Consider the following 20,312-nt stretch of genomic DNA (forward strand, 5'->3'; position numbering starts at 1 on the left):
GATCAAAATAGCCAGTCATTTGACTGGCTATTTATTTCATTCATCGCAGAGAAGTTGAAGCAAGAGCTTAAGACTCAGGATAACCTTGTGGATTATTTGACTGCCAACGCCACGTATCTTGTGTCATCGCTTCTAGGCTGCGAGTCGCTTTCCAACCTAGATCCGCCATCGCTTTGCTTGGATCTGCCCAACACTCCGCAATATCACCAGCGCGGCGTTCGACCAATTGGTACGGCACGCTTTTACCTGACACTTGTTCAAACGCTTTCACCATCTCTAGTACACTGTAGCCATTTCCTGTGCCTAGGTTATAAATGTGCAAGCCTGCTTGTTGGCCTACTTTTTCCAGCGCAGCAATATGACCATCGGCTAGGTCCATTACGTGAATATAATCGCGAACCCCTGTGCCGTCTTTAGTTGGGTAATCACTGCCAAAAACAGAGAGAAATGCTCTTCGACCCACGGCCACTTGCGAGACAAAAGGCATTAGGTTGTTCGGAATACCTTGTGGATCTTCACCTAACTCGCCTGATGGATGTGAACCTACAGGGTTAAAATAGCGCAGCAGTGTAATGCTCCAATCTGGGTTGGCTTTATGGAAATCGGCCAAGCACTCTTCAACCATTAACTTACTACGGCCATAAGGGTTGGTCGCACTGGTTGGGAAATCTTCGGTAATAGGCACTGAGGCTGGGTCACCGTATACGGTTGCAGATGAACTAAAAACAAGTGCCTTCACGCCAGCTTCACGCATGGCCGCCACCAGTACCAATGTGCCATTCACATTGTTATCGTAATATTCCAATGGTTTTTCTACTGACTCACCGACTGCTTTTAAGCCTGCGAAATGGATCACCGCTTGAATATTTTGCGCTTTCATCACTTCAACCAGTTGTGCTTGGTTGCGTACATCACCATGGACGAACAGCGGCTTCACACCGGACACTTTTTCGATGCGCTCTAAAACCGATGCTTTACTATTGTATAAGTTGTCAAAAATTACGGGTGTCATACCGGCGTGGATCATTTGAATGCAGGTATGGCTGCCGATATACCCCATCCCGCCTGTCACTAATACGTTCATTGTTTTTACCTTCTGACATTGGTTGTGCAAGTTTAACGACTTTCAACCTAAACTTCACTTATAAATCAATCTGCTTTAATGTTTGTCTATCAGGCCAATTCGCTCTCTTTCGGCCCATACTTATCGCCAAACAATGAATCAGATCACTGTATATTGCCTTTGATTACGGCAAGTTACTCAACATGGATACTCAAGGATGATGCAACCCGTGACAAGAAGAACAATCACTCTCAATTGTGACATGGGCGAGAGCTTCGGTGCATGGCAAATGGGCGCTGATGAGTTGGTGATGCCTTGGATTGACATGGCCAATATTGCGTGTGGCTTTCATGCCTCTGACCCACACGTGATGAGCCGAACGATTGAGCTGGCGATTCAATTTGATGTAATGATTGGCGCTCACCCGGGTTACCCCGATTTGCAAGGTTTTGGTCGCCGTTCAATGAGTTTTAGCGAAGAAGAGATATGCGAGTTACTGATTTACCAGATTGGCGCACTCAAGGCATTATGTGAGAGCAAAAATGCCGAGATAAGCTACGTCAAACCTCATGGGGCTTTATATAACGATATGATGCGTGACAAATCTGTCTTTCGCGCAGTGGTCGATGCAGTTTCTTGCTTCAATGTGCCCTTGATGATCTTAGCTTCAGGCAATAACCAAGATTACCTTGATATCGCCGATATTTATGACGTGCCATTGCTGTTTGAAGCCTTTGCCGACCGGACTTATCTCGCTAATGGTATGCTCACTCCAAGAGGCCAAGCCAATGCAGTGCTGACTAATGAAGAGGCGATCATCAATCAAATTAAACAACTGGTTGATTACGGAAAAGTGACCAGTTCGGATGGCTTTGTGATCCCTATCGAAGCCGATACAATTTGCGTGCATGGCGATAATCCGGCAGCGATTGAACTGATAGAGAAAATCCGAATTTGTCTACGAGAGCGTTGAACCATTACTCGTATATCTCCTAGCAGCCACAACGTCATCACAAGGAGTGTTAAGTGACATTGAACTACAGCATTGAGCCCGTTGCGGAATGCAGCCTCTTATTGCGTTTTGCTCACCCGCCATCGGCCGATCTCTCACTCGATATCGGACAAATTGCGCAACAGATCATGGTGCAGTTTTCTGCTTACCTGATGAATGTCACCCCTTCTTACACTACCATTTTGATCGATTACCTTCCTTATCGTATAAGTCAAAGGGAGCTAGAGCAGCAATTGATCACAGCGATCGCGGCCTTATCTTTAGCTGTGGAAGCCACCCACAATTTGGTTGAGCTTAGCGCTTACTACGATGAAAGTGTCGGCCCAGATTTGAAGCGCTACCATGCGCTTGGTTTATCCACGCAACAAGTTATCGCGCTGCACACTCAAACGGTCTACACCGTTTGTGCCGTCGGTTTTGCACCAGGCTTTGCCTTTATGGCTGAAGTAGATGAACAATTACGCTTACCGCGCCATGCCACCCCACGCCTTAGTGTGGCCAAAGGCAGCGTCGCGATTGCAGAACAGCAAACGGCCGTCTATCCGAACAACTCTCCCGGAGGATGGAATATCATCGCCAATTGCCCCCATGCGCTCTTTTCTCCTCATCAAACACCAATGACGCCTTTTTCGATTGGAGCTAAAGTGAAGTTTACAGCGATGACTCGCGAGGAATTTTTATCATTAGGAGGTGAAATACCTCAATTAGCCGCGCAGTGGGAGCACCATTCATGAGCCCCCTACTACAGGTGATAAAACCCGGTCAACTGAGCTTAATTCAAGATTTTGGACGCTTTGGTCTCAGTCATATCGGTGTTACTCAATCAGGACCAGTCGATGATTACGCCTACAGTTGGGCCAACCATTTACTGGGTAACCGAGTCAATTTAGCAACGCTTGAAATCACGCTTGGTCAGGCGGAATTTCATGTTGAACACCCATGTATGCTGGCAATTGCAGGTGGTGATTTATCGGCCACGTTAGATGGAAAACTGATTGGTAATTGGCAAAGCTTTAGCGCGCAAGCCGGGCAAACACTGAAATTTGGCCTAGCCAAAAATGGCTTAAGAGCTTACTTGGCCGTGCGCGGAGGGTTCATTGTGCCTCACCATTTAGGTAGTGTTGCCACCGTACCCAAAGAACAGCTTGGTGGGTTAACGCAAAACGGTGTACCACTGCAAGCGGGCGATTCACTGCACTTTAATCCCCACGCTATCGATAACAAACCCGTACACATTACTTTTCGTTATAAGCCTGATTATAATCTGCCACTTAAATTACGCGTCATTGAAGGCTACCAAGCCCTGCAATTTTCATCGCAGCAACTCGATCGCTTTTATCAAACCAGCTTCACCGTCAGTCAGCATGCCGATCGCATGGGCTATCGTCTTAATGGCGATACGGTTACCCCACCCGCGACACCTATTTTATCGGAAGGAATTGCTTTGGGGGCGATTCAAATCCCGCCAGATGGCCAACCGATCATTTTACTCAACGATCGCCAAACCATCGGCGGTTACCCTAAATTAGGGTGTGTGGCTCGCATTGATCTGCCCCGTTTGGCACAAGCAAAACCAGGGCAGAAAATACGTTTTGTCAAAGGTGATATACAAGGCCTGCAAGAGGTTTGGTGCCAATGGGCGCGTTATTTCGGCTACTAACAACTATCACCTTGCTCCTTTAGAAAACCGCAAGGTGTCACCAATCAAACCATACCGACAATTTTTGCCAATGCTTCAGGATAAGCGCGTGCCTTAGCTAACGCGATGGCTTTCTCTTCCACCTGTTCAAGAGCCAAACTCATGCTGATTGGGTGACGAGCTTCTATCGATTGTAGCAAGTCTTCATCGTTCACTAACTGCCAATGCTGAACAATTTTAGTTGCCGCTTCCAACGCGGATGAACCTTTGACCACTTCGATTCGTGCATAATTATGAGCTTCAAACGTAACATCAGCGGCTCGTAATGTGGCATCTTGGCCGGGAATTTGCTGCGCACCAAACAGTGGCTTACCAGCTACTTGTGCTTGAATATACTGTGGGATGAACTGACTCATGTGGTGTATGGCTCGTTCACTGCGCTCTTGCAGTGCGTCCTGTTGCCAACCGTTCTTAATTTTGCGTTCGAGATAATCAGGCAATACGGGCTGTGATGATCCAGCTTGCGAGGCCACTAACCCATCTTTAAATAACGTGATTCCCTCGGTCATACCATGCAACTGAAATAGACCATCAGCATACGGTGTTAGCTGAGCCATTCCTTGTGGGGTGCCTCTTGGCCCGTGAAAAATCACTTCTGGCCATTGCTGGTCGCATTCTGCCCAACGGGTAACGTAGGCCGCTTTAAATTCCACCAAGCGTTGACGCGGAGCCTTAGCCAAATCATCGACTATTCCCGTTTCATAACCACATGCATTGACTAAATAATCGGCATGGATAACGTGTTCATGCTCTTGATCATCCAAATAAACGAGCTGCCATTGCTCATCAATAAAATCAGATTTGATTAATTTAGCGTGCGTTAAAACTTGGCAATGAGGCATCGCCGCTAACGCAAGCTCAGCACTGGCCGCCAGCCGAAAAACACTCCAACCGTATTCTTGCACCGCAATGACTGGGTACTTCAACTGATTTAAATCTGCATGTTGAGCAAAAGGGATCACCCAATCATCGAATGATGTCGGTTGATCACTCTGTTGCTGAGTTGCTAATACCTGCAGTGCTTCACGGCTGTAGAGTTTGAAATACTCTTGGGGTTGACCAAGCTGCTGATTACGTGGGTCTTCATCAACCAATTGTTGATAGCTGCGCTGAATAAGCTCTAGCCTTGGTAATAAGGCTTGCGGCTCACCGCCATCACTATGCGGAACAGCGATCACAGTCGGTCGCTTATTCAGCGTGTGTGGGTAGAGCCTGACGGTTTCAATCGACTGCTTAAGTAACTCAAGACACTGCTGCTGCGAAATTTCGCGATAGAGGTTACCGCCCGCGTGCAGATGGCAAATCGGCGGCCCATTAACGAGACCAGCGCTTTTTTCCAAAAGCAGCACATTGAGCCCCAGTTCTCCCATATGAACGGCGGCAGTGGCACCAGCCACACCCCCACCAATAATTGCGACACATGGAGAATCTGTATTGAACTTTTTATATGACATAAGATACGAGTACTCTGGAAAACCCGGATGCATTCTAAAGCTTGTAAAGCGTTATTAAAATCACATTTTTCACGTGGTCTTATCTGTTTTACGACTAACAAGCAATACGCATAATCGACAAATAACTTAAAAAATTGCTTGACTCAATAAAGCCAAAACGACGTTTTTTCAACCTTGTGAATAACAAAACTGCGCAACCCAAGGTAACTACGGGGCTAAGCGCAAATAGGCCGTTATCAAGCCGTCGAGTTATCCCAAACTTTATCCACTGTTTTTGTGGATAACTCCGTCTGGGATTATGGATACCGCTAGTTAAAGTCTTTATTTATAGGGGTTAACAGCCGCTTAATTAAACTACTCACGACCAGCGATAATGTGCAAAACGTCGCCAAGGGTAGCACCAACCACATGCTGTAATGCGCCATAGGTTCTAGTTCAAAACCGAACTTCATGACGCTGGCCACCACCGCGTCAGAGCCAAGGCTTGCGACGACTCCGGCAATGAGCGCCATCAAACCGTATTCAGCCCAAATAGTTTGCTCGACGCGGCGCTTGCTGGCCCCTAAAGTGCGGTATAAGCGAATTTCTTGTTGCCTCTGGCTTAAACTTAAACGCAACAGAGTAAAAATCAGCAAAATACCAGCAATAACGCCCATTGCGGCCAGCACTGTCACTGACCAGATAATTTGCGTCAGCAAAGTTTGAATCTTATCGCCCATTGCCCGGATATCCATCAAACTGACCGTAGGGTAAGTGCGAGCAAGGGTGGCAAGCAAGGCGTTATCTTGATCTTGCGCTCTGAAACTCACCAGCCACGTGGCAGGGATCTCCTGCAATAGGTCTGGGGTAAAAATGAAATAGAAGTTAGGCTTCATTTCTCGCCACTCGACTTGGCGAATGGAATTTACTTTCGCTTCCACGGTTTGGCTATTGATCACAAACCCCAAACTATCACCCAGTTTCAGCCCCAAATCACGAGCAACGTCGGATTCAACCGAAACGCCACCTTGCTCTGTCCACGCTCCTGCCGTCAGTTGGTTGTTGCTGGGTAGCGATTCTCCCCAAGTGAAATTGAGCTCTCGCCTCAACGCATCACTCCCCTCTTCACCTTGAGCTTGTTGCTTGGCCTCTATGCCATTAATAGTCGATAAACGCCCTCGGATGATCGGATAGGCTTGCGAACGCACAATGTTGGCGCTGTCTAACGTGTTAAGGTAATCGTTAACTTCATTTGGTGAAATGTTGAGTGCAAATGCGTTATGAGCATCGCTGGGTAAGGTTCGCTGCCAATCAGAGAGTAAATCGGTACGCACTAACCAGATGATCGCCAATAACATTAACGATAGTCCTAACGCGCCGAACTGGACTCCGGTCGTGATTGCCGAACGATTGATTCGGCTGAGCGCTAATTTAAGCGCGGTAGAGAGCGGAAGACGTCCTAAACTACGAGCCACCAAAACACTGACCACAGCAAGCACTGCAAAAAGCGTCACGATCCCAGCCAACACAATCCACACTAAGAGATTATTCCAATAAGCCCACAGCATCGGCACTAACGGAATCAAGATGAGCAACCCATTACGGCGATGATTCGGTTTCGCTCGCTCTGTTTGCATGACATTGAGCGCACTGGTATCTAGCAAATGCAGTAAAGGAATGCCGAGTGCAGGAAAAGCGATCAATACACTCGCCATCAGCGCAATAAAAGCGGGTTTAGCGCCATAACTCGGTAAAGGCGTAGGCAATAAATCCACCAGCGGCACGCGTAATAAAGACTCTAGGCCAATGCCGATCAATACCCCAAGCACCGCAGCAGAAACAAACAAAATCACCACTTGTACGATCAACCATTGGCGGATCCAACGTTTGCTCGCTCCAAGGCTTTTTAACATGGCGATGGTTTTTTGCCGCGTAGAAACATAGTGCTGACAAGTCAGGACTAATGTGGTTGCCGCCATGATGATCACAATCGCTACGGTTAACGACAAATATTGCTCTGTGCGTTCAAAAACCTCATTCGTTCGGCTGGCGCTATTTCGGTCGCGCCAACGATCGCTAGGCGTTAAAGTAACGGGCTGTTTTACTGCTTCAATCTGTCCATCATCACCATTAATGAACACGCTAAATTGCACTCGGCTCCCCAATTGAAGTGCACCAGTACGAGCCACATCGTCTTGGTGGATCAACACCGCGGGCATCTGTTGAAATGGATTAAAGCTGAGTCCCGGCTCCTCAAGGATGCGTCCCGAGACCGTAAAGTCGGCATCGCCCAGCGTGACCTGATCACCAATTTGAACGTCTAATTGCGCAAATACTCGTTCATCTAACCACAGTTGATTCGGCGCAAGGTGCTGAAATGTCGTCACATCATCAGAAAGACGCATTTCACCGCGTAGCGGATAAGCACTATCCACTGCTTTGACAGTGACTAACTGCATACCGCGCTCACTGAATGCCATTGTCGCGTAACGTGTAAGTAGTGAAGACGGCAATTGCAAGCGCTCGATCTGATCGAGCAATGACGCTGGGGGTGGGTTTGCGGAAACAAACACACTATCGGCAGTGAGTGCGTCTTTACCTTGTTTAACAATCACTTGCTCCATACGCTCAGCTAAGGCAGTCAGCGCAAAAATACAAGCAATGATCAAGGTTAACGCCACTGAAATAGGCCACAGCTGTCCGTGGCGGATTTCACCTAAGCTCCAGCGAATTAATCGTTTATTGAGTGAACGGCTCGACATCTCGCTCATTACCGCTCCTCCAACATACCGGCTTGCATGTGGAAAATACGATCACATTGATCCGCAAGAGCGGGATCATGAGTAACCAGCACTAAGGTCGTTCCGTGCTGCTTATTTAATTCAAACAATAATGAAACCACTTTTGCCGCGGTTTCTTGATCAAGGTTGCCAGTAGGCTCATCGGCAAACAGCACTTTCGGATTGATCATAAAAGCTCTTGCTAGCGCGACTCGTTGCTGCTCGCCCCCTGAAAGTTGTGCAGGAGAGTGATGCATTCGATGCGATAAACCAACGGCCGTCAACAAGGATTTAGCACGATCCACATCCTCTTTTTCGCCTTTTAACAAACAAGGTAGCGTCACGTTCTCTAACGCAGACAAACTTGGGATCAGCAAAAAGCTTTGAAACACAAAGCCAACCGATTGACTGCGGATCGCCGCACGTCCTTCATCGTCCAGTTGAGACAATGGCTGACCCAATAGCTCTACCTCTCCGCGTGTCGGCGTATCAAGCCCAGCCAACAGCGTCATCAGGGTTGATTTCCCCGCACCAGACGTTCCGACTATCGCCACGCTTTCACCACTTTTGATCTCTAGGTTTACCTCTTTTAGGATTGTTAAATGCTCTTGATTGGTAGAGACTGTTTTAGATAATGAATGTGCCCTAATAACGGATGTTTGCATGACTCGACTTCTTTCCTTGATTTGTATTTTATTATTCTCGGCTAGCGCTAGTAGTACCACACTCTTGATATTGGGTGATAGTTTAAGCGCCGGTTACCAAATGCCGATTGAAAAAGCTTGGCCTAGCTTGCTACCTAATGCGTTACAAGCTGAAGGTAAATCAGACATTGATGTCATTAATGCCAGTATTTCTGGCGATACAACGGGCAATGGCCTAGCCCGCTTACCGTCACTACTCACCCTACATACCCCTGATGCGGTGCTTATTGAGCTTGGTGCGAACGACGGATTGCGTGGCTTTCCATCTCAATTGATCAGCAGCAATTTAACCGCCATCATTGGCCAAATAAAAAAAGCAGGCTCAACCCCTCTTTTGATGCAGATCCGCATTCCACCAAACTATGGCAAACGCTACAGCGATGCCTTTTATAGCCTCTATTCTGAGCTTAGCCTCCAACACACTGTGCCGTTGCTGCCTTTTTTCTTAGAGCAAGTGATCATTAAACCCGAGTGGATGATGGCCGATGGCTTACATCCGACGGTCGACGCTCAGCCGTGGATCGCCAATTTTGTTGCGCAACATTTAGCAGAGCATCTCTGATTTTAATGCCTCAGCTCAATGAACTTTACCTAGTTTTACGATATTTTTTAGACCATTCCCCTAACCGCAAAGGTACAAACTATGCACATTGAACCTGTGATCAAAGGTGTGGTCGCTCGCTCTGCTCATCCACTCGGATGCGAACAAGCTGTGTTACAACAGATTAATTACGTAAAATCTTGCAGACCGATCACTCACGGGCCAAAACGAGTTCTCATTTTAGGCGCATCTTCAGGCTTTGGGCTCGCCGCCCGCATTGCCCTAACCTTTGGTGGTTCAGAAGCCGATACGATTGGCGTTTCCTTTGAAAAAACGCCATCAGAAAAAGGGGTTGGTAGTGCTGGTTGGTACAACAATCTCTTTTTTAAACAACAGGCCGAGCAAGCGGGTCGAGTCGCCGTCAATATCGATGGGGATGTTTTTTCACCATCAGTACGCGAGCAAGTGATTGAAGCGATAGAGACCTATTTTGAAGGGGAAGTCGATTTAGTCATTTACAGTATCGCCAGCGGCATGAGACCAAAACCCAATTCAGATCAGTATTGGCGCTCCGCCATCAAACCGATTGGTGAGGCCGTTTCTGGTGCGACGATATTACTAGAAAACGATACGTGGGTAGAAACCACCATTGCCCCTGCAAATGACGAAGAGATCGAAAGTACACTGAAAGTGATGGGTGGCGAGGATTGGGAAAACTGGATAGATACGCTGATCAACACTGAATCGATTGCACAAGGGTGTAAAACCATTGCTTTTTCATACATCGGCCCTCAGATTACTCACCCCATTTATCTTGACGGTACACTGGGACGCGCCAAAATTGATTTGCACCAAACCAGCCACTCTCTCAACCTAAAATTGTCTAACTATGGCGGCGGGGCTTATGCGACTGTTTGTAAAGCTTTAGTCACGAAGGCGAGCGTGTTCATTCCCAATTTAAGCCCTTACATTGTCGCATTGTATAAGGTGATGAAAGAAAAAGAGACGCACGAAGGATGTATCGAGCAGATGCAGCGTCTGTTTAGCGAAAAACTCTCTAGCAAAGGCAAAGTACCCGTTGATGGCGAACGACTGATCCGTATGGATGATTGGGAGCTCAACCCAGATACTCAGCAAAAAGTGGCCGATTTACTGGAGAAAATGGATCAGTACAACTTTAAGCAACTAGGTGACTATAAGGGCTTTAAGCGAGAATTCATGCAGCTCAATGGCTTCGACTTTGATTGTGTTGATTATGCTCAAGAAATTAATATCGACCATTATATCAAGCAAGCCGATTAACTCCTTCCGTATCATTTACGAGACACAGCTAACTATCTCAATGCCCCAATATTTTATTGGGGCTTTTTTTTGTTACATTGGCGGCGCGTTCTTATTCTTAATACCATACTATGGTCATAGGAGCGGATCTTGTCATCGTCAGTCTAGAGCAATGAATGCTCGGCTTTTTTAAGCTTTGTCGTCCAAAGGAATTTGATAATATGTCGAAAATAAAGACACATGAGATGCTCATCCCCTCTTCAATGATGGATGGATGGCAGCGCATTGTGAATTTACTCGCTGAAATTTTAAACGTCCCGAGCGCATTGATCATGCGTGCTAGCCAGCAAAAACTCGAAATATTCTGTAAAAATACCAACGTCGACAACCCCTATCAAACCGGACATAAAGAACCCTTAGGACAAGGTCTGTACTGTGAAACTGTGATGCAAACACAGCAGGAACTATTGGTCCCGAATGCTTTAGCCGATAAAAAATGGATGCATAATCCAGATGTACCACTGGGCATGATTGCCTATTGTGGCATCCCATTAAAGTGGCCGAATGGTGATATGTTTGGCACCATTTGCGTACTCGATAACAAGGAGAACCATTTTGGCCCCACCTATCGGCAGTTACTGGAGAGTTTTCGCGATACCATTGAATCCCATCTCACCACCTTATACCAACAAGTAAGACTTCAGCAGCTCAATGATGAGCTTCAGCTTCGTGTCGATAACCGAACACAAGATCTTGCTGATCTCAACTACTCGCTCACGCAAGAGATCGATAAACGCCGCGCCGCAGAACAACAGATTCAATATCAAAAGTGGCATGACGTCAGCACAGGTTTTTTAAATCGCAACGCACTTGAATTGGAACTCAAAAATAGCCTTTTACAAGCAACAAAACAGCACACCGAAGTTGCCGCCATTCATATTGGTTTCACTAATGCTCGTCATATTCAATCTCACTTTGGCTACCGAGCATGGGATCAAGTCATCGCTCGATATCGTGAGCGATTAGGCCGCTGCGATAAAATTGAAATATTGACCGCTCGACCCACGTCGACAGATTTAGTCTTGATCGTCAAAACAAAACTATTAGCGCGTCACCTGGAAAAGTTGTGCCATAAATTGGTCGAAATCGGTCATTCTGAATTTAAGCTCGATGACCATAATGTTCATCTTCATTCCTATATTGGTATTGCAACGAGTTTAGACACTGACAATGCTATAGAACTGCTCAAACAAGCTTCTGCTGCCATGGTCTCTTGCAAAGATTCCGGTCATAAGTTTTGCTATCACTCGCAAGTGTTCAGTGACTCACTCCGGCAAATCAACCAATTAGAAAGCTACTTATTACGAGCAGTGCGCAACGATGAGCTCATGCTCTATTTTCAACCTAAGGTCTCTCCAACCACTCATCGCTGGACGGGGGCAGAAGCGCTACTACGTTGGCGGCACCCCGTATTGGGCGATATATCCAATGAAACCTTAATTCACATGGCCGAACAAAATGGACTGATTTTTGAAGTGGGTAACTTTGTCCTGCGATCGGCCATCGAAAAAACGAGCCAATGGGCAAAACAGGTCGATAATTTCAAAATGGCCATTAACGTTTCAGCCGTCCAATTGAAGAATGCCCAATTCGCAGACCAAGTTCGTGAGCTACTGAACACCTACCAACTTCCAGCTCGGTACTTAGAGTTGGAAGTAACAGAAAGCTGTTTGATTGCGGATGAAGTGGTGGCTCGCAACACACTGCGAATTCTACACCAACTAGGTGTGACGTTGTCACTTGATGATTTCGGCACGGGCTACGCCTCTTTCAGCTATTTGAAAAAATTTCCCTTCGATTGCATAAAAATAGATAAAAGCTTTGTACATCAATTGGATCAAAGTGAGGAAGATAAAGAAATTGTTCGCTCAATCATTCACGTTGCCAAAAAATTAAAGCTGAAAGTGATCCTCGAAGGGATTGAAAATCAAAGCCAAGAAGACTTTATCATCAGTGAAGGGTGTGAGTTTGGCCAAGGCTATTTCTATGGTAAACCGATGCCTTGTGACGAGTTTGAGGCTGGGCTACTGAACCAAAATTATGCACACCCTATCGAGACAAAGGTTTTGTAGGATAAAGGAATCCCTTATCATGTCTTTACTCTCAGTGTGGCGGTTCCTATAATCGCCGCCTTTCCTTTCCAAACGAGCGATATCGAGATGGATTTATTAACATCAATTCTCAAAAAGCTAGAAAAACAGAACTACCGCGCCTATCAGCAGATCAAAGGTCAATACGAATTTGGTGATTTCACCTTGCATATCGATCATATCCAAGCGGACCCTTACGCTTCTGCATCTCGCTTTCGCGCTACTCGAGCATGGTCTCTGACCGGTCTGGAATGGTTAAAAGAGAAATCACCTGCTTATCAAATGGCTGCAAGAGATTTTATCGCTCGTAGTTTTGCGGAGTTTGCTAAGCAAGAGAACCATATTTCCATCGCATTGACGGGCCAAACGGTGCTTGATAGTACCGCTGTTCTCTTTACGGAGCATGGTATTGAGCTTCGTTTTCGCATCAATTTACCCGCTGAAGGTCGTGACATTCTGGCCAAGAAAGCGCTCAACATCATCACCTTCTACCTACCAAAATTCATTCGCCGAGCTACCATTGAACGTGAACTGGATAAAGATGCCCTACTTGAGCATTGCGCTGTGATCGAAGATCAAGAAGCAATGCGTGCACAACTGGCACAGCACAATCTGGTTGCTTTTGTGGCTAATGGCAGCGTATTACCTCGCTTGGCAGGTAACTGTGATCTGCCGATGAAAGACGCCGTTACTTTCCAAGCCCCCACATCGCTAGAAGTCGAGCTTGAGACACCAAACCAAGGCAAAATTAAAGGACTCGGTATCCCCAAAGGTATAACCCTTATCGTCGGCGGTGGTTTTCACGGTAAATCGACTTTGTTAACGGCGATTGAGCGTTCAATTTACAACCATATTCCCGGCGATGGCCGTGAGCGAATTGTTACGGATCATCAAGCCATGAAAATTCGCGCTGAAGATGGCCGTTGCGTACATAATTTAAATTTGTCCAACTACATCAATCACCTACCTATGGGTAAAGAAACCTCCGATTTCAGCACTCAAGATGCGTCCGGTTCAACATCGCAAGCAGCGTGGTTACAAGAATCCATTGAATCTGGCGCTAGTACATTACTAATTGATGAAGATACTTCCGCCACCAACTTCATGATCCGTGATGAGCGTATGCAAGCGCTGGTTAGTAAAGGTGATGAGCCCATTACACCATTGGTTGATCGTATCGGGCAACTTCGCGATGATTTGGATATCTCAACACTGATCGTCATGGGGGGATCCGGTGATTACTTAGATGTCGCCGATACTGTCATCCAGATGCATGACTACCACGCCGTTGATGTGACTAACAAAGCTAAAGAAGTCATCAAACAGCACCCAACTGCTCGTCACAACGAATGTGAAACGCCACTGGCTATTTTCCCAGAACGCGCTGTGAATCGCACTGCGCTGCAAAAATTACTGGTTGATGGTAAATTCCGAGTCTCTGCCAAAGGCGTTGATTCGCTTCGCTTTGGCAAAGAATTTACGGATTTAAATGCGTTAGAACAATTGGAGTCACCTTCTGAAGTCAATGCGATTGGCTGGACTTGGTTCCAGTTTGCGCAGACTCCGGGGTGGTCAGCGCAACCAAGCAAAGAGATGATGGCTTTATTAGCAGGAACATGGCACCAAAATATGCCAAACCACGGTGACTTGGCGAAACCACGTGTCATCGATGTGATGGCGGCGTTGAACCGTATGCGCAAGTCGCAATTTAAAAACCACCAGTAAAGATTAACTCCCCTACAACAAAAGCCAAAAGAAGCGAGAGATCGCTTCTTTTTTACTTCAGTACCTTATTGCTTCAGTACATTACAGGTAGTTAGCTTAGGTATGCCTTACAGTGCCAGTTGACCTTATTCGACAAATATCTTGTCTAGAGTTTAAGGTTTGGGCTTTAACTATTTTGCCGCAAAATATTCCATGCTTCACACAACACTCGAAACGTTTCAGCATTGCCATTGTCTCTATCTGGATGCCACTTTAGTGCCAACTTGCGCCATGTTTTCCGGATTTCAATTTGCGTCGCTTCCACTGGTAATTTAAACAGCCTCAATGCTTGAAGACGATTCATATTAAGGTTACTCGTTCCACCCATTGCTTTACGGTAACGAGTCCAAAATTCGTTCAACAAGCGGCGCACTTCTCCTTCATCAGCCTCATAATTTTTCCACTGAGTGTAATAATCACGCAATGGATCATCTGGGTCGATTTCGCAACTAACGGCACGATGCGCAGGCATTAGTACAATGTCCATTGCTGATACTTGTAACCACTTTTCAGGGTAAAGCGTCTCTTGAAGCTGATAGAGCGCGTTCATGATCAAAAAATTACGCTTAAAGAGGTCTTTTTCAGGTGCGCTATCAAGTACAGGCATGAATCCCTGTTCACTTAAATGTGCCGCTAACGTATGGACTTTCCAACCGGAAGGCTGTTTACGCAACACCTCCAACATTGGCCAAAGCAGCGGATTTTCCATGTAAGATTGAAACTGAGCGGTAAGTTCTAAGCTTTCAGACATACTTTCGGGCCTACTTTGGGACATAGTCTCGACGTTCACATTAAGGTTCTCTCTTCATTCAAATCCAATATCGCTTTTTTGTCGAGTTTCTTACCGCATATTATCTTGGCTTTTTGAACTAGAGTCCGTTTATCACACGCACTATCTATCAATACATAAAAAGAGAAAGATCGAGTTGTTGCATGATCTTCTCCACCTTGCAGATCTCTTTGCCAAGACAATGCGAAAATCAATCACAAAACGAAGGTAGATACGCACATCTCAAACACAAATTTCTACGTCTATAAGATACAGAATTCAACAAAATTGAACATCGTGCAAAATAGTGGCACTATCCATCGGTATTTTGTCATAGGAAAAAACATGTCTCTCAACTTCTCACGCACGCTTTTATTTTTGACGGCGATCTACGGTGTACTCTTTCTATTTTCAGCGATCGCGCCGGTTTCTCGTGCTGTCTGGTTAGCAGAAATCATCCCTGCGCTAGGGATCTTAGCACTCGTCTATTGGGCTTCAACAAAACTACGCTTTAGCTCAACGGCTTATATTCTGATGTTTGTGTGGCTTAGTTTGCATACCATTGGGGCTAAATATACATTTGCAGATGTTCCGTTTGCTTGGTTCAACGAACTGATCGGATCATCTCGTAATAATTTTGATCGCGTCGCTCATTTCTCAATTGGCTTTTATGCCTACCCTATCGCTGAATATTTAATTAGAAAGCAGCTCTGTAAACCGCTAATTGCCTCATTGTTCGGGCTTTTCTCTATCATGAGTATCGCAGCAGGTTACGAAATTCTTGAATGGTGGTATGCCTCAATCGCGGGTGGTGATGAGGGAATCGCTTTTCTGGGTTCACAAGGCGACATTTGGGACGCACAAAAAGACATGTTATGCGATACCCTTGGGGCAATGACGGCACTTTGCCTATTATGGTTTAGGCCAAAATCAAACATTCCTTACAGTGAAGTATGAAATGCCTCTAATTTTTGGAACTAAGGTAAATATTACCGAGAGCAAGTTTTGATTAGTGTTTATTCTGTGAGTACGGAGAACATGACTCTCCCTTTTTGCTGCTGAGAATTGATTATGAAAAATATAAATAAAACACTTGAAAAAATAGACTGCTGTCCACTTTGTCAACATGACGAATACTTTATTTCCACAAACAATGAAAAGTTTATCTGCGCACAATGTGGTTTTAAAACCGACCACTTACAAAACGTCCAGCAAATGATTGGTGTACACACAGCGCTAATCAGTCATAAACACATTCATTGCTTGGCCAACAATGTGCATTGAGCCATGGTTTAAGCTCGAGTAATGTGTCGATAACAACGACATTAGGCGCTTGAGAAAAACCCTGTGGGTTAAGAGGTGCTAGCTGAACGGTTGGTACCTCTGCATTGATACCCGCTTCAACCCCTTTTGCTGAATCATCCACATAAATACATTCTTGCAAAAGAAATCCCATATTCATCGCACAATAACGAATTAAATCAGGTTCAGGCTTCCAGCTATTCGCATCAAAGGCTGAAAAAATGCGTCCTTCAAACAAAGGGAGCAAACCGCTCCGTTGTAAAATTGATGATATTTTTTCTTTAGGTGCATTAGAGGTGACACAGTATTCAATACCCTGCTGGCGTAAATACTCAAGTAGTTCTATCGCACCATCCATGGGTGAAAGATATTGCTGGAAGAGCTCATTAACTTTATCCCGATAAAGGTTCTCTAAAAGATCAAGATCGGCGTTAATGTTCGTATGTTCAAGCGCCTGAAACAGTATGTCCGCAATCTTCCCTCCTTCAAAATGGTTACTCACTTGTGCAAAAGTAAGGTGGGCTCCTAGTTGGTTCAATACATTGACTAGCGCTTCGCAGCACAAACGCTCACTATCAACTAAAGTACCTTCACAGTCGAAAATAATACATTTTATTTTTTTCTCAGTCATAAACACTTCCTTCATCCAATGCTTAATTTTAACCGCTGGGTGAATGTATAAAATGATTGAGTTAACAGAATGAAACGAAGATAAGAGTTGATATACATAACTTATAGCCACATCACTCTTTGATACTCAATGGGGCGTATTTAGCCGGCTCTGTAATAGCTTGTCGTATCGGGATACAAATTACGGATTTGGATAAAATCATCCAAATGATTAAGCAATAAATTGACTAAAGTAGGGTCAAACTGAAAACCGCATTCACGTTCAAATAAACTTACTACATTCTCAAGCGGCCACGCTTCTTTATAACAACGCTCACTTAGCAAAGCATCGAACACATCCGCTATCGCAGTAATGCGAGCAAATATATGAATGTCTGTGCCTTTTTTCTGATTAGGATAACCTTTACCATCCCAACGCTCATGGTGTTCATGCGCGACAATCGCAGCTAATTTAGTTATATCACCTTCGCTTGTATTGAGGATGTTATAACCAGCGGTAGTGTGAGTCTGCATGATTTCCCACTCATCTGGTGTTAATTTTCCAGGCTTATCCAAAATCGACTCTGGAATCGCAATTTTTCCCACATCGTGCATTGGGCTGATGATCTCGATCATTTCTACCTCGCGCTGCGTTAACCCGCACAAACGAGCCAGCAGCGCAGAGAGCCTTGCTACCCGCTTAACATGATTACCCGTTTCACCAGAGCGCGTTTCTATTGCTTCTCCGAGTAAATGAATCATTTCCCGCTGTACGGCTAATGTACGCTCTTGCAATACCACTATTTTACGGTTTTTGACGCCAAGCTCTCTTTTTTGTCTGAGGGTCACCCCTTGCATAACAATCACAACCAGCAAACAGAGAATAATAAAGCTAGCCGCGAGTAACACTTTCCAATGCTGTTCAAAATAAGAGAGAGGACGATTAAGAACCAACACATCCTGCGGCAAGGCTTTCATGTCAATCTGATGTCGCTGCATGGCTTGGTAATCAAAAACCGCTCTTGCACTACTGATTTGCATGTCAACTGCGGAGGCCAAATCTAATGATACAAATTGGTTTAACGCCATCAAGATATCTTTTCCCAGTTGCTCAGAACGATTAACATGCCCTCCAACGATACCATCACGAATATAAAACTCCCACAGTACAAAAATGGGGGCAGCGCTAGCTTGTGCTAGGCGGTAGGAAATCTCTTGATAAGTATGGTAAACACCTTGATTTATCTCTGTATTAAAGTGCGATAGCAGTACCGCATCATCAGGGGAGATCTGGAATAGCACCTTTTCTGCTTCAGCCAAAGTGATGGAGTTAATATCGATAAACTCGATACCTTTTAAAAGATCCGTAGCCAGCACTTCATCGACTTTTTTTCGGATCAATTGCGAAGTATGGCTTTGATCTGATAAATAATAGATTCTCTTGAGTTTTGGACGTAATATTTTGATTAAATAGAAGTTTTCTATAATAGCTTCAGATTCATAAATAATTTTATTGTACTTAGTCATGTCATCGAGTGTGGCACTTTTGTCGTTGATGCCAACCGCAACCATAGGCGTATCTGGTTTAAATAGGCTTGAGAGCCCTTTAGTGAACTTTAACGCATTGTCATCGGTAATAATAACCGCATCGAATGGATAATCACGATATTTAACGTGGAGGTATTTTTTGGCCTCCTCAAGATACTCTTGGCTATAAATTCTTTTTGTATCAAGGTATTCAATGGAGAGCTTAATCGGTGTTTTTCTGCTCTTAACTACAGCATCAATGCCCTTTTGAAATTCATATGTCCATTGATAAGATGATTCGTATGAATGCAGCACAAGAATATTTTTAGGCTCCCAGCGAGTTGACTTAGCAGGAAACGACAAAAACAGCGCATAACAGACCATAGCAGTCCAACTAAGCCAATATGTTATTTGCTGTTTATTCATACATAGCTCTCCGTGCAGGCTAAAATTAATACCAAACCAGGCGCTATAGTACCAATTTCATCAGGACAAGCTACTGTTCTATAAAAACATTACCATTGCACTCATGATTAGCACGCCATTTTGCGAGCAACAACCGCGTGAATACATCTTCACCTCCAAATGCATTTTTATCCAGAGTCACGATGTCAGAGATGAGTATCTCATGTGAAGTGGAGGTGACGATACCAGCAGCCACAGGCTCCCCATTTTGAAAACCTAAGTAAAGCTCGCAAGGTGCTGAATAAATGATTTGGGTAAAGAATTCGATAACTTTTGATTGATCGTTTTTATCGCTCCATAAGCTTGCTTGCAACAGAGCAAACCATATTGTCATCCGATGAAAATCAACCAAATAAACCTCTTCGAGCAACGATAGGTTAGGCTCCTCAGTGAGCTCAATAAAAGGGCGAAAACTGCGTTGAACAACCGCTTTTTGGTAGAGATCTCGACCTTGTAAGCTCTCTTCTGTTGGAAATTCGACATTCACTTGGTCAAATAGCCATTGGTTTTTAATGGCGGCAACGTCAGGTTGGTTAATCATTGTTATTTACTTCTTCTTCTAATTGTTGCAAGCAGGATACTGACCAGATCGATATGCGACAAGCCATTACTCACATTATCCTCATCTAAACTGCAGATATGCTGGCCAAAACATCAACATAACAGCCTATATCATTCTCCTTTGATGCTGCTATCATGTACAGAAAGATGGATAAATGGATTATAGACATGAACAAGAAACTCATCACTACCGCATTCATACTTAGCTTTGGTTTAGTTGGCTGCGATAGCAATGAAGTTGGCGATGTATCGCTCGGATTTTTCACGCTTAAAGACGTAAAAATCGAAAATCTAAGTGATGATATTGTGACTGGTGTTACGTGCCATATTGCTTCAATTGAGGCTAATTTGAGTCTTTCTGATCCAAGTGATAGCTCAATCTCGTGTCGTCAGACTGGTGACATTACGCCAGAGATGATTGCAAAAATTGATAAGAGCAAATCAGGCGAAATCGTGTTTAAGAAGTCAAAAAGCATTTTCTTCAAGTCAATGAAAGTCAGACGTATCTACGATGCAGAAAATCAAACCCTGATCTACTTGTCTTATACTACCAAAGAAACAGATGGTAGCTTCAAGCACAGCCTATCGACCGTACCGCTTTGGGGGACTAAGGCTTATAGTACGGACATAACGCTCACTAAATAGCCGCTAA

18 protein-coding genes are annotated in these 20,312 nt (G+C 44.9%); 10 read left to right on the forward strand and 8 right to left on the reverse strand.

The annotated features are described in order from the left end of the window. Nucleotides 1-67: 67 nt before the first annotated feature. A complete protein-coding gene (galE, locus tag DD616_RS00875; RefSeq protein WP_208871559.1) occupies nucleotides 68-1,084 on the reverse strand; it encodes a UDP-glucose 4-epimerase GalE in 1,017 nt (338 codons plus the stop codon). A gap of 208 nt (nucleotides 1,085-1,292) precedes the next feature. Between galE and DD616_RS00880 the strand changes: the two genes are divergently transcribed. Genes DD616_RS00880 through DD616_RS00890 form a run of 3 tightly spaced genes read left to right on the forward strand, consistent with a single transcriptional unit; the run spans nucleotide 1,293 to nucleotide 3,735 of the window. Continuing rightward, nucleotides 1,293-2,036, forward strand: coding sequence for a 5-oxoprolinase subunit PxpA (locus DD616_RS00880; protein ID WP_026028339.1), 744 nt, complete (start codon nucleotides 1,293-1,295; stop codon nucleotides 2,034-2,036). Between the two features lie 53 nt (nucleotides 2,037-2,089). After that, a complete protein-coding gene (locus tag DD616_RS00885) occupies nucleotides 2,090-2,809 on the forward strand; it encodes a 5-oxoprolinase subunit B family protein (RefSeq protein ID WP_208871560.1) in 720 nt (239 codons plus the stop codon). Further along, the gene (locus tag DD616_RS00890) at nucleotides 2,791-3,735 is read left to right on the forward strand and encodes a 5-oxoprolinase subunit C family protein (protein ID WP_013867949.1); all 945 of its coding nucleotides are present in this window, start codon (nucleotides 2,791-2,793) and stop codon (nucleotides 3,733-3,735) included. The genes DD616_RS00885 and DD616_RS00890 overlap by 19 nt, the downstream gene beginning before the upstream one ends. A gap of 44 nt (nucleotides 3,736-3,779) precedes the next feature. Here the strand turns inward: DD616_RS00890 and DD616_RS00895 are convergent, their stop codons facing one another. From DD616_RS00895 to DD616_RS00905, 3 genes are all read right to left on the reverse strand, one after another. Next, on the reverse strand, nucleotides 3,780-5,261 hold the full coding sequence (locus DD616_RS00895) for an FAD-dependent oxidoreductase (protein ID WP_017046088.1): 1,482 nt from the start codon (nucleotides 5,259-5,261) through the stop codon (nucleotides 3,780-3,782). A 275-nt stretch (nucleotides 5,262-5,536) separates the two neighbouring features. Continuing rightward, the gene (locus DD616_RS00900; protein ID WP_208871561.1) at nucleotides 5,537-7,978 is read right to left on the reverse strand and encodes an ABC transporter permease; all 2,442 of its coding nucleotides are present in this window, start codon (nucleotides 7,976-7,978) and stop codon (nucleotides 5,537-5,539) included. Next, entirely contained in the window at nucleotides 7,978-8,652 is a 675-nt protein-coding gene (locus DD616_RS00905; RefSeq protein ID WP_019283206.1) for an ABC transporter ATP-binding protein, read from the reverse strand. Before DD616_RS00905 ends, DD616_RS00900 begins: the two co-directional genes overlap by 1 nt. On the opposite strand from DD616_RS00905, the gene tesA reads away from it, so the two are divergent. The 4 genes from tesA to DD616_RS00925 all read left to right on the forward strand — a co-directional run bounded on the left by tesA (nucleotide 8,651) and on the right by DD616_RS00925 (nucleotide 14,388). Further along, nucleotides 8,651-9,253 carry a multifunctional acyl-CoA thioesterase I/protease I/lysophospholipase L1 gene (gene tesA / locus DD616_RS00910; protein ID WP_208871562.1) on the forward strand — a complete coding sequence of 201 codons (603 nt, stop codon included), beginning with the start codon at nucleotides 8,651-8,653 and terminating at the stop codon, nucleotides 9,251-9,253. The two genes, DD616_RS00905 and tesA, sit on opposite strands and share 2 nt — an antisense overlap. 81 nt (nucleotides 9,254-9,334) lie before the next feature. Further along, on the forward strand, nucleotides 9,335-10,534 hold the full coding sequence (fabV, locus tag DD616_RS00915; protein ID WP_017043170.1) for an enoyl-ACP reductase FabV: 1,200 nt from the start codon (nucleotides 9,335-9,337) through the stop codon (nucleotides 10,532-10,534). Nucleotides 10,535-10,734: 200 nt separating this feature from the next. Continuing rightward, nucleotides 10,735-12,645: a bifunctional diguanylate cyclase/phosphodiesterase gene (locus DD616_RS00920; protein ID WP_208871563.1), complete on the forward strand. Its 1,911-nt coding sequence runs from the start codon at nucleotides 10,735-10,737 to the stop codon at nucleotides 12,643-12,645. 87 nt (nucleotides 12,646-12,732) lie between these two features. Continuing rightward, nucleotides 12,733-14,388, forward strand: a complete 1,656-nt coding sequence (locus DD616_RS00925) for an ABC-ATPase domain-containing protein (RefSeq protein ID WP_096037237.1) — start codon at nucleotides 12,733-12,735, stop codon at nucleotides 14,386-14,388. A gap of 166 nt (nucleotides 14,389-14,554) precedes the next feature. Here DD616_RS00925 and DD616_RS00930 read toward each other — a convergent pair whose 3' ends face one another. Then, nucleotides 14,555-15,178, reverse strand: coding sequence for a DNA-J related domain-containing protein (locus DD616_RS00930; protein ID WP_170900289.1), 624 nt, complete (start codon nucleotides 15,176-15,178; stop codon nucleotides 14,555-14,557). Nucleotides 15,179-15,484: 306 nt separating this feature from the next. Here DD616_RS00930 and DD616_RS00935 point away from each other — a divergent pair, with 306 nt between their 5' ends. Together DD616_RS00935 and DD616_RS17475 are read left to right on the forward strand one after the other, a co-directional pair. Further along, nucleotides 15,485-16,153, forward strand: a complete 669-nt coding sequence (locus tag DD616_RS00935) for a DUF2238 domain-containing protein (protein ID WP_017048994.1) — start codon at nucleotides 15,485-15,487, stop codon at nucleotides 16,151-16,153. 114 nt (nucleotides 16,154-16,267) lie between these two features. Further along, complete coding sequence (locus DD616_RS17475; protein ID WP_306307607.1) at nucleotides 16,268-16,480, forward strand: transcription initiation factor TFIIIB; 213 nt, start codon at nucleotides 16,268-16,270, stop codon at nucleotides 16,478-16,480. Here the strand turns inward: DD616_RS17475 and DD616_RS00940 are convergent. From DD616_RS00940 to DD616_RS00950, 3 genes are all read right to left on the reverse strand, one after another. Then, on the reverse strand, nucleotides 16,437-17,129 hold the full coding sequence (locus tag DD616_RS00940) for an HAD family hydrolase (protein ID WP_029189709.1): 693 nt from the start codon (nucleotides 17,127-17,129) through the stop codon (nucleotides 16,437-16,439). The two genes, DD616_RS17475 and DD616_RS00940, sit on opposite strands and share 44 nt — an antisense overlap. Before the next feature lie 140 nt (nucleotides 17,130-17,269). Further along, nucleotides 17,270-19,060 carry an HD domain-containing phosphohydrolase gene (locus DD616_RS00945; RefSeq protein ID WP_208871564.1) on the reverse strand — a complete coding sequence of 597 codons (1,791 nt, stop codon included), beginning with the start codon at nucleotides 19,058-19,060 and terminating at the stop codon, nucleotides 17,270-17,272. Nucleotides 19,061-19,130: 70 nt separating this feature from the next. Continuing rightward, on the reverse strand, nucleotides 19,131-19,640 hold the full coding sequence (locus DD616_RS00950; RefSeq protein WP_170899261.1) for a hypothetical protein: 510 nt from the start codon (nucleotides 19,638-19,640) through the stop codon (nucleotides 19,131-19,133). A 188-nt stretch (nucleotides 19,641-19,828) separates the two neighbouring features. On the opposite strand from DD616_RS00950, the gene DD616_RS00955 reads away from it, so the two are divergent. Then, nucleotides 19,829-20,305 carry a CreA family protein gene (locus DD616_RS00955; protein WP_026028212.1) on the forward strand — a complete coding sequence of 159 codons (477 nt, stop codon included), beginning with the start codon at nucleotides 19,829-19,831 and terminating at the stop codon, nucleotides 20,303-20,305. Nucleotides 20,306-20,312: the final 7 nt, after the last annotated feature.

This window comes from Vibrio anguillarum, assembly GCF_003390515.1.
GTDB lineage: Bacteria > Pseudomonadota > Gammaproteobacteria > Enterobacterales > Vibrionaceae > Vibrio > Vibrio anguillarum.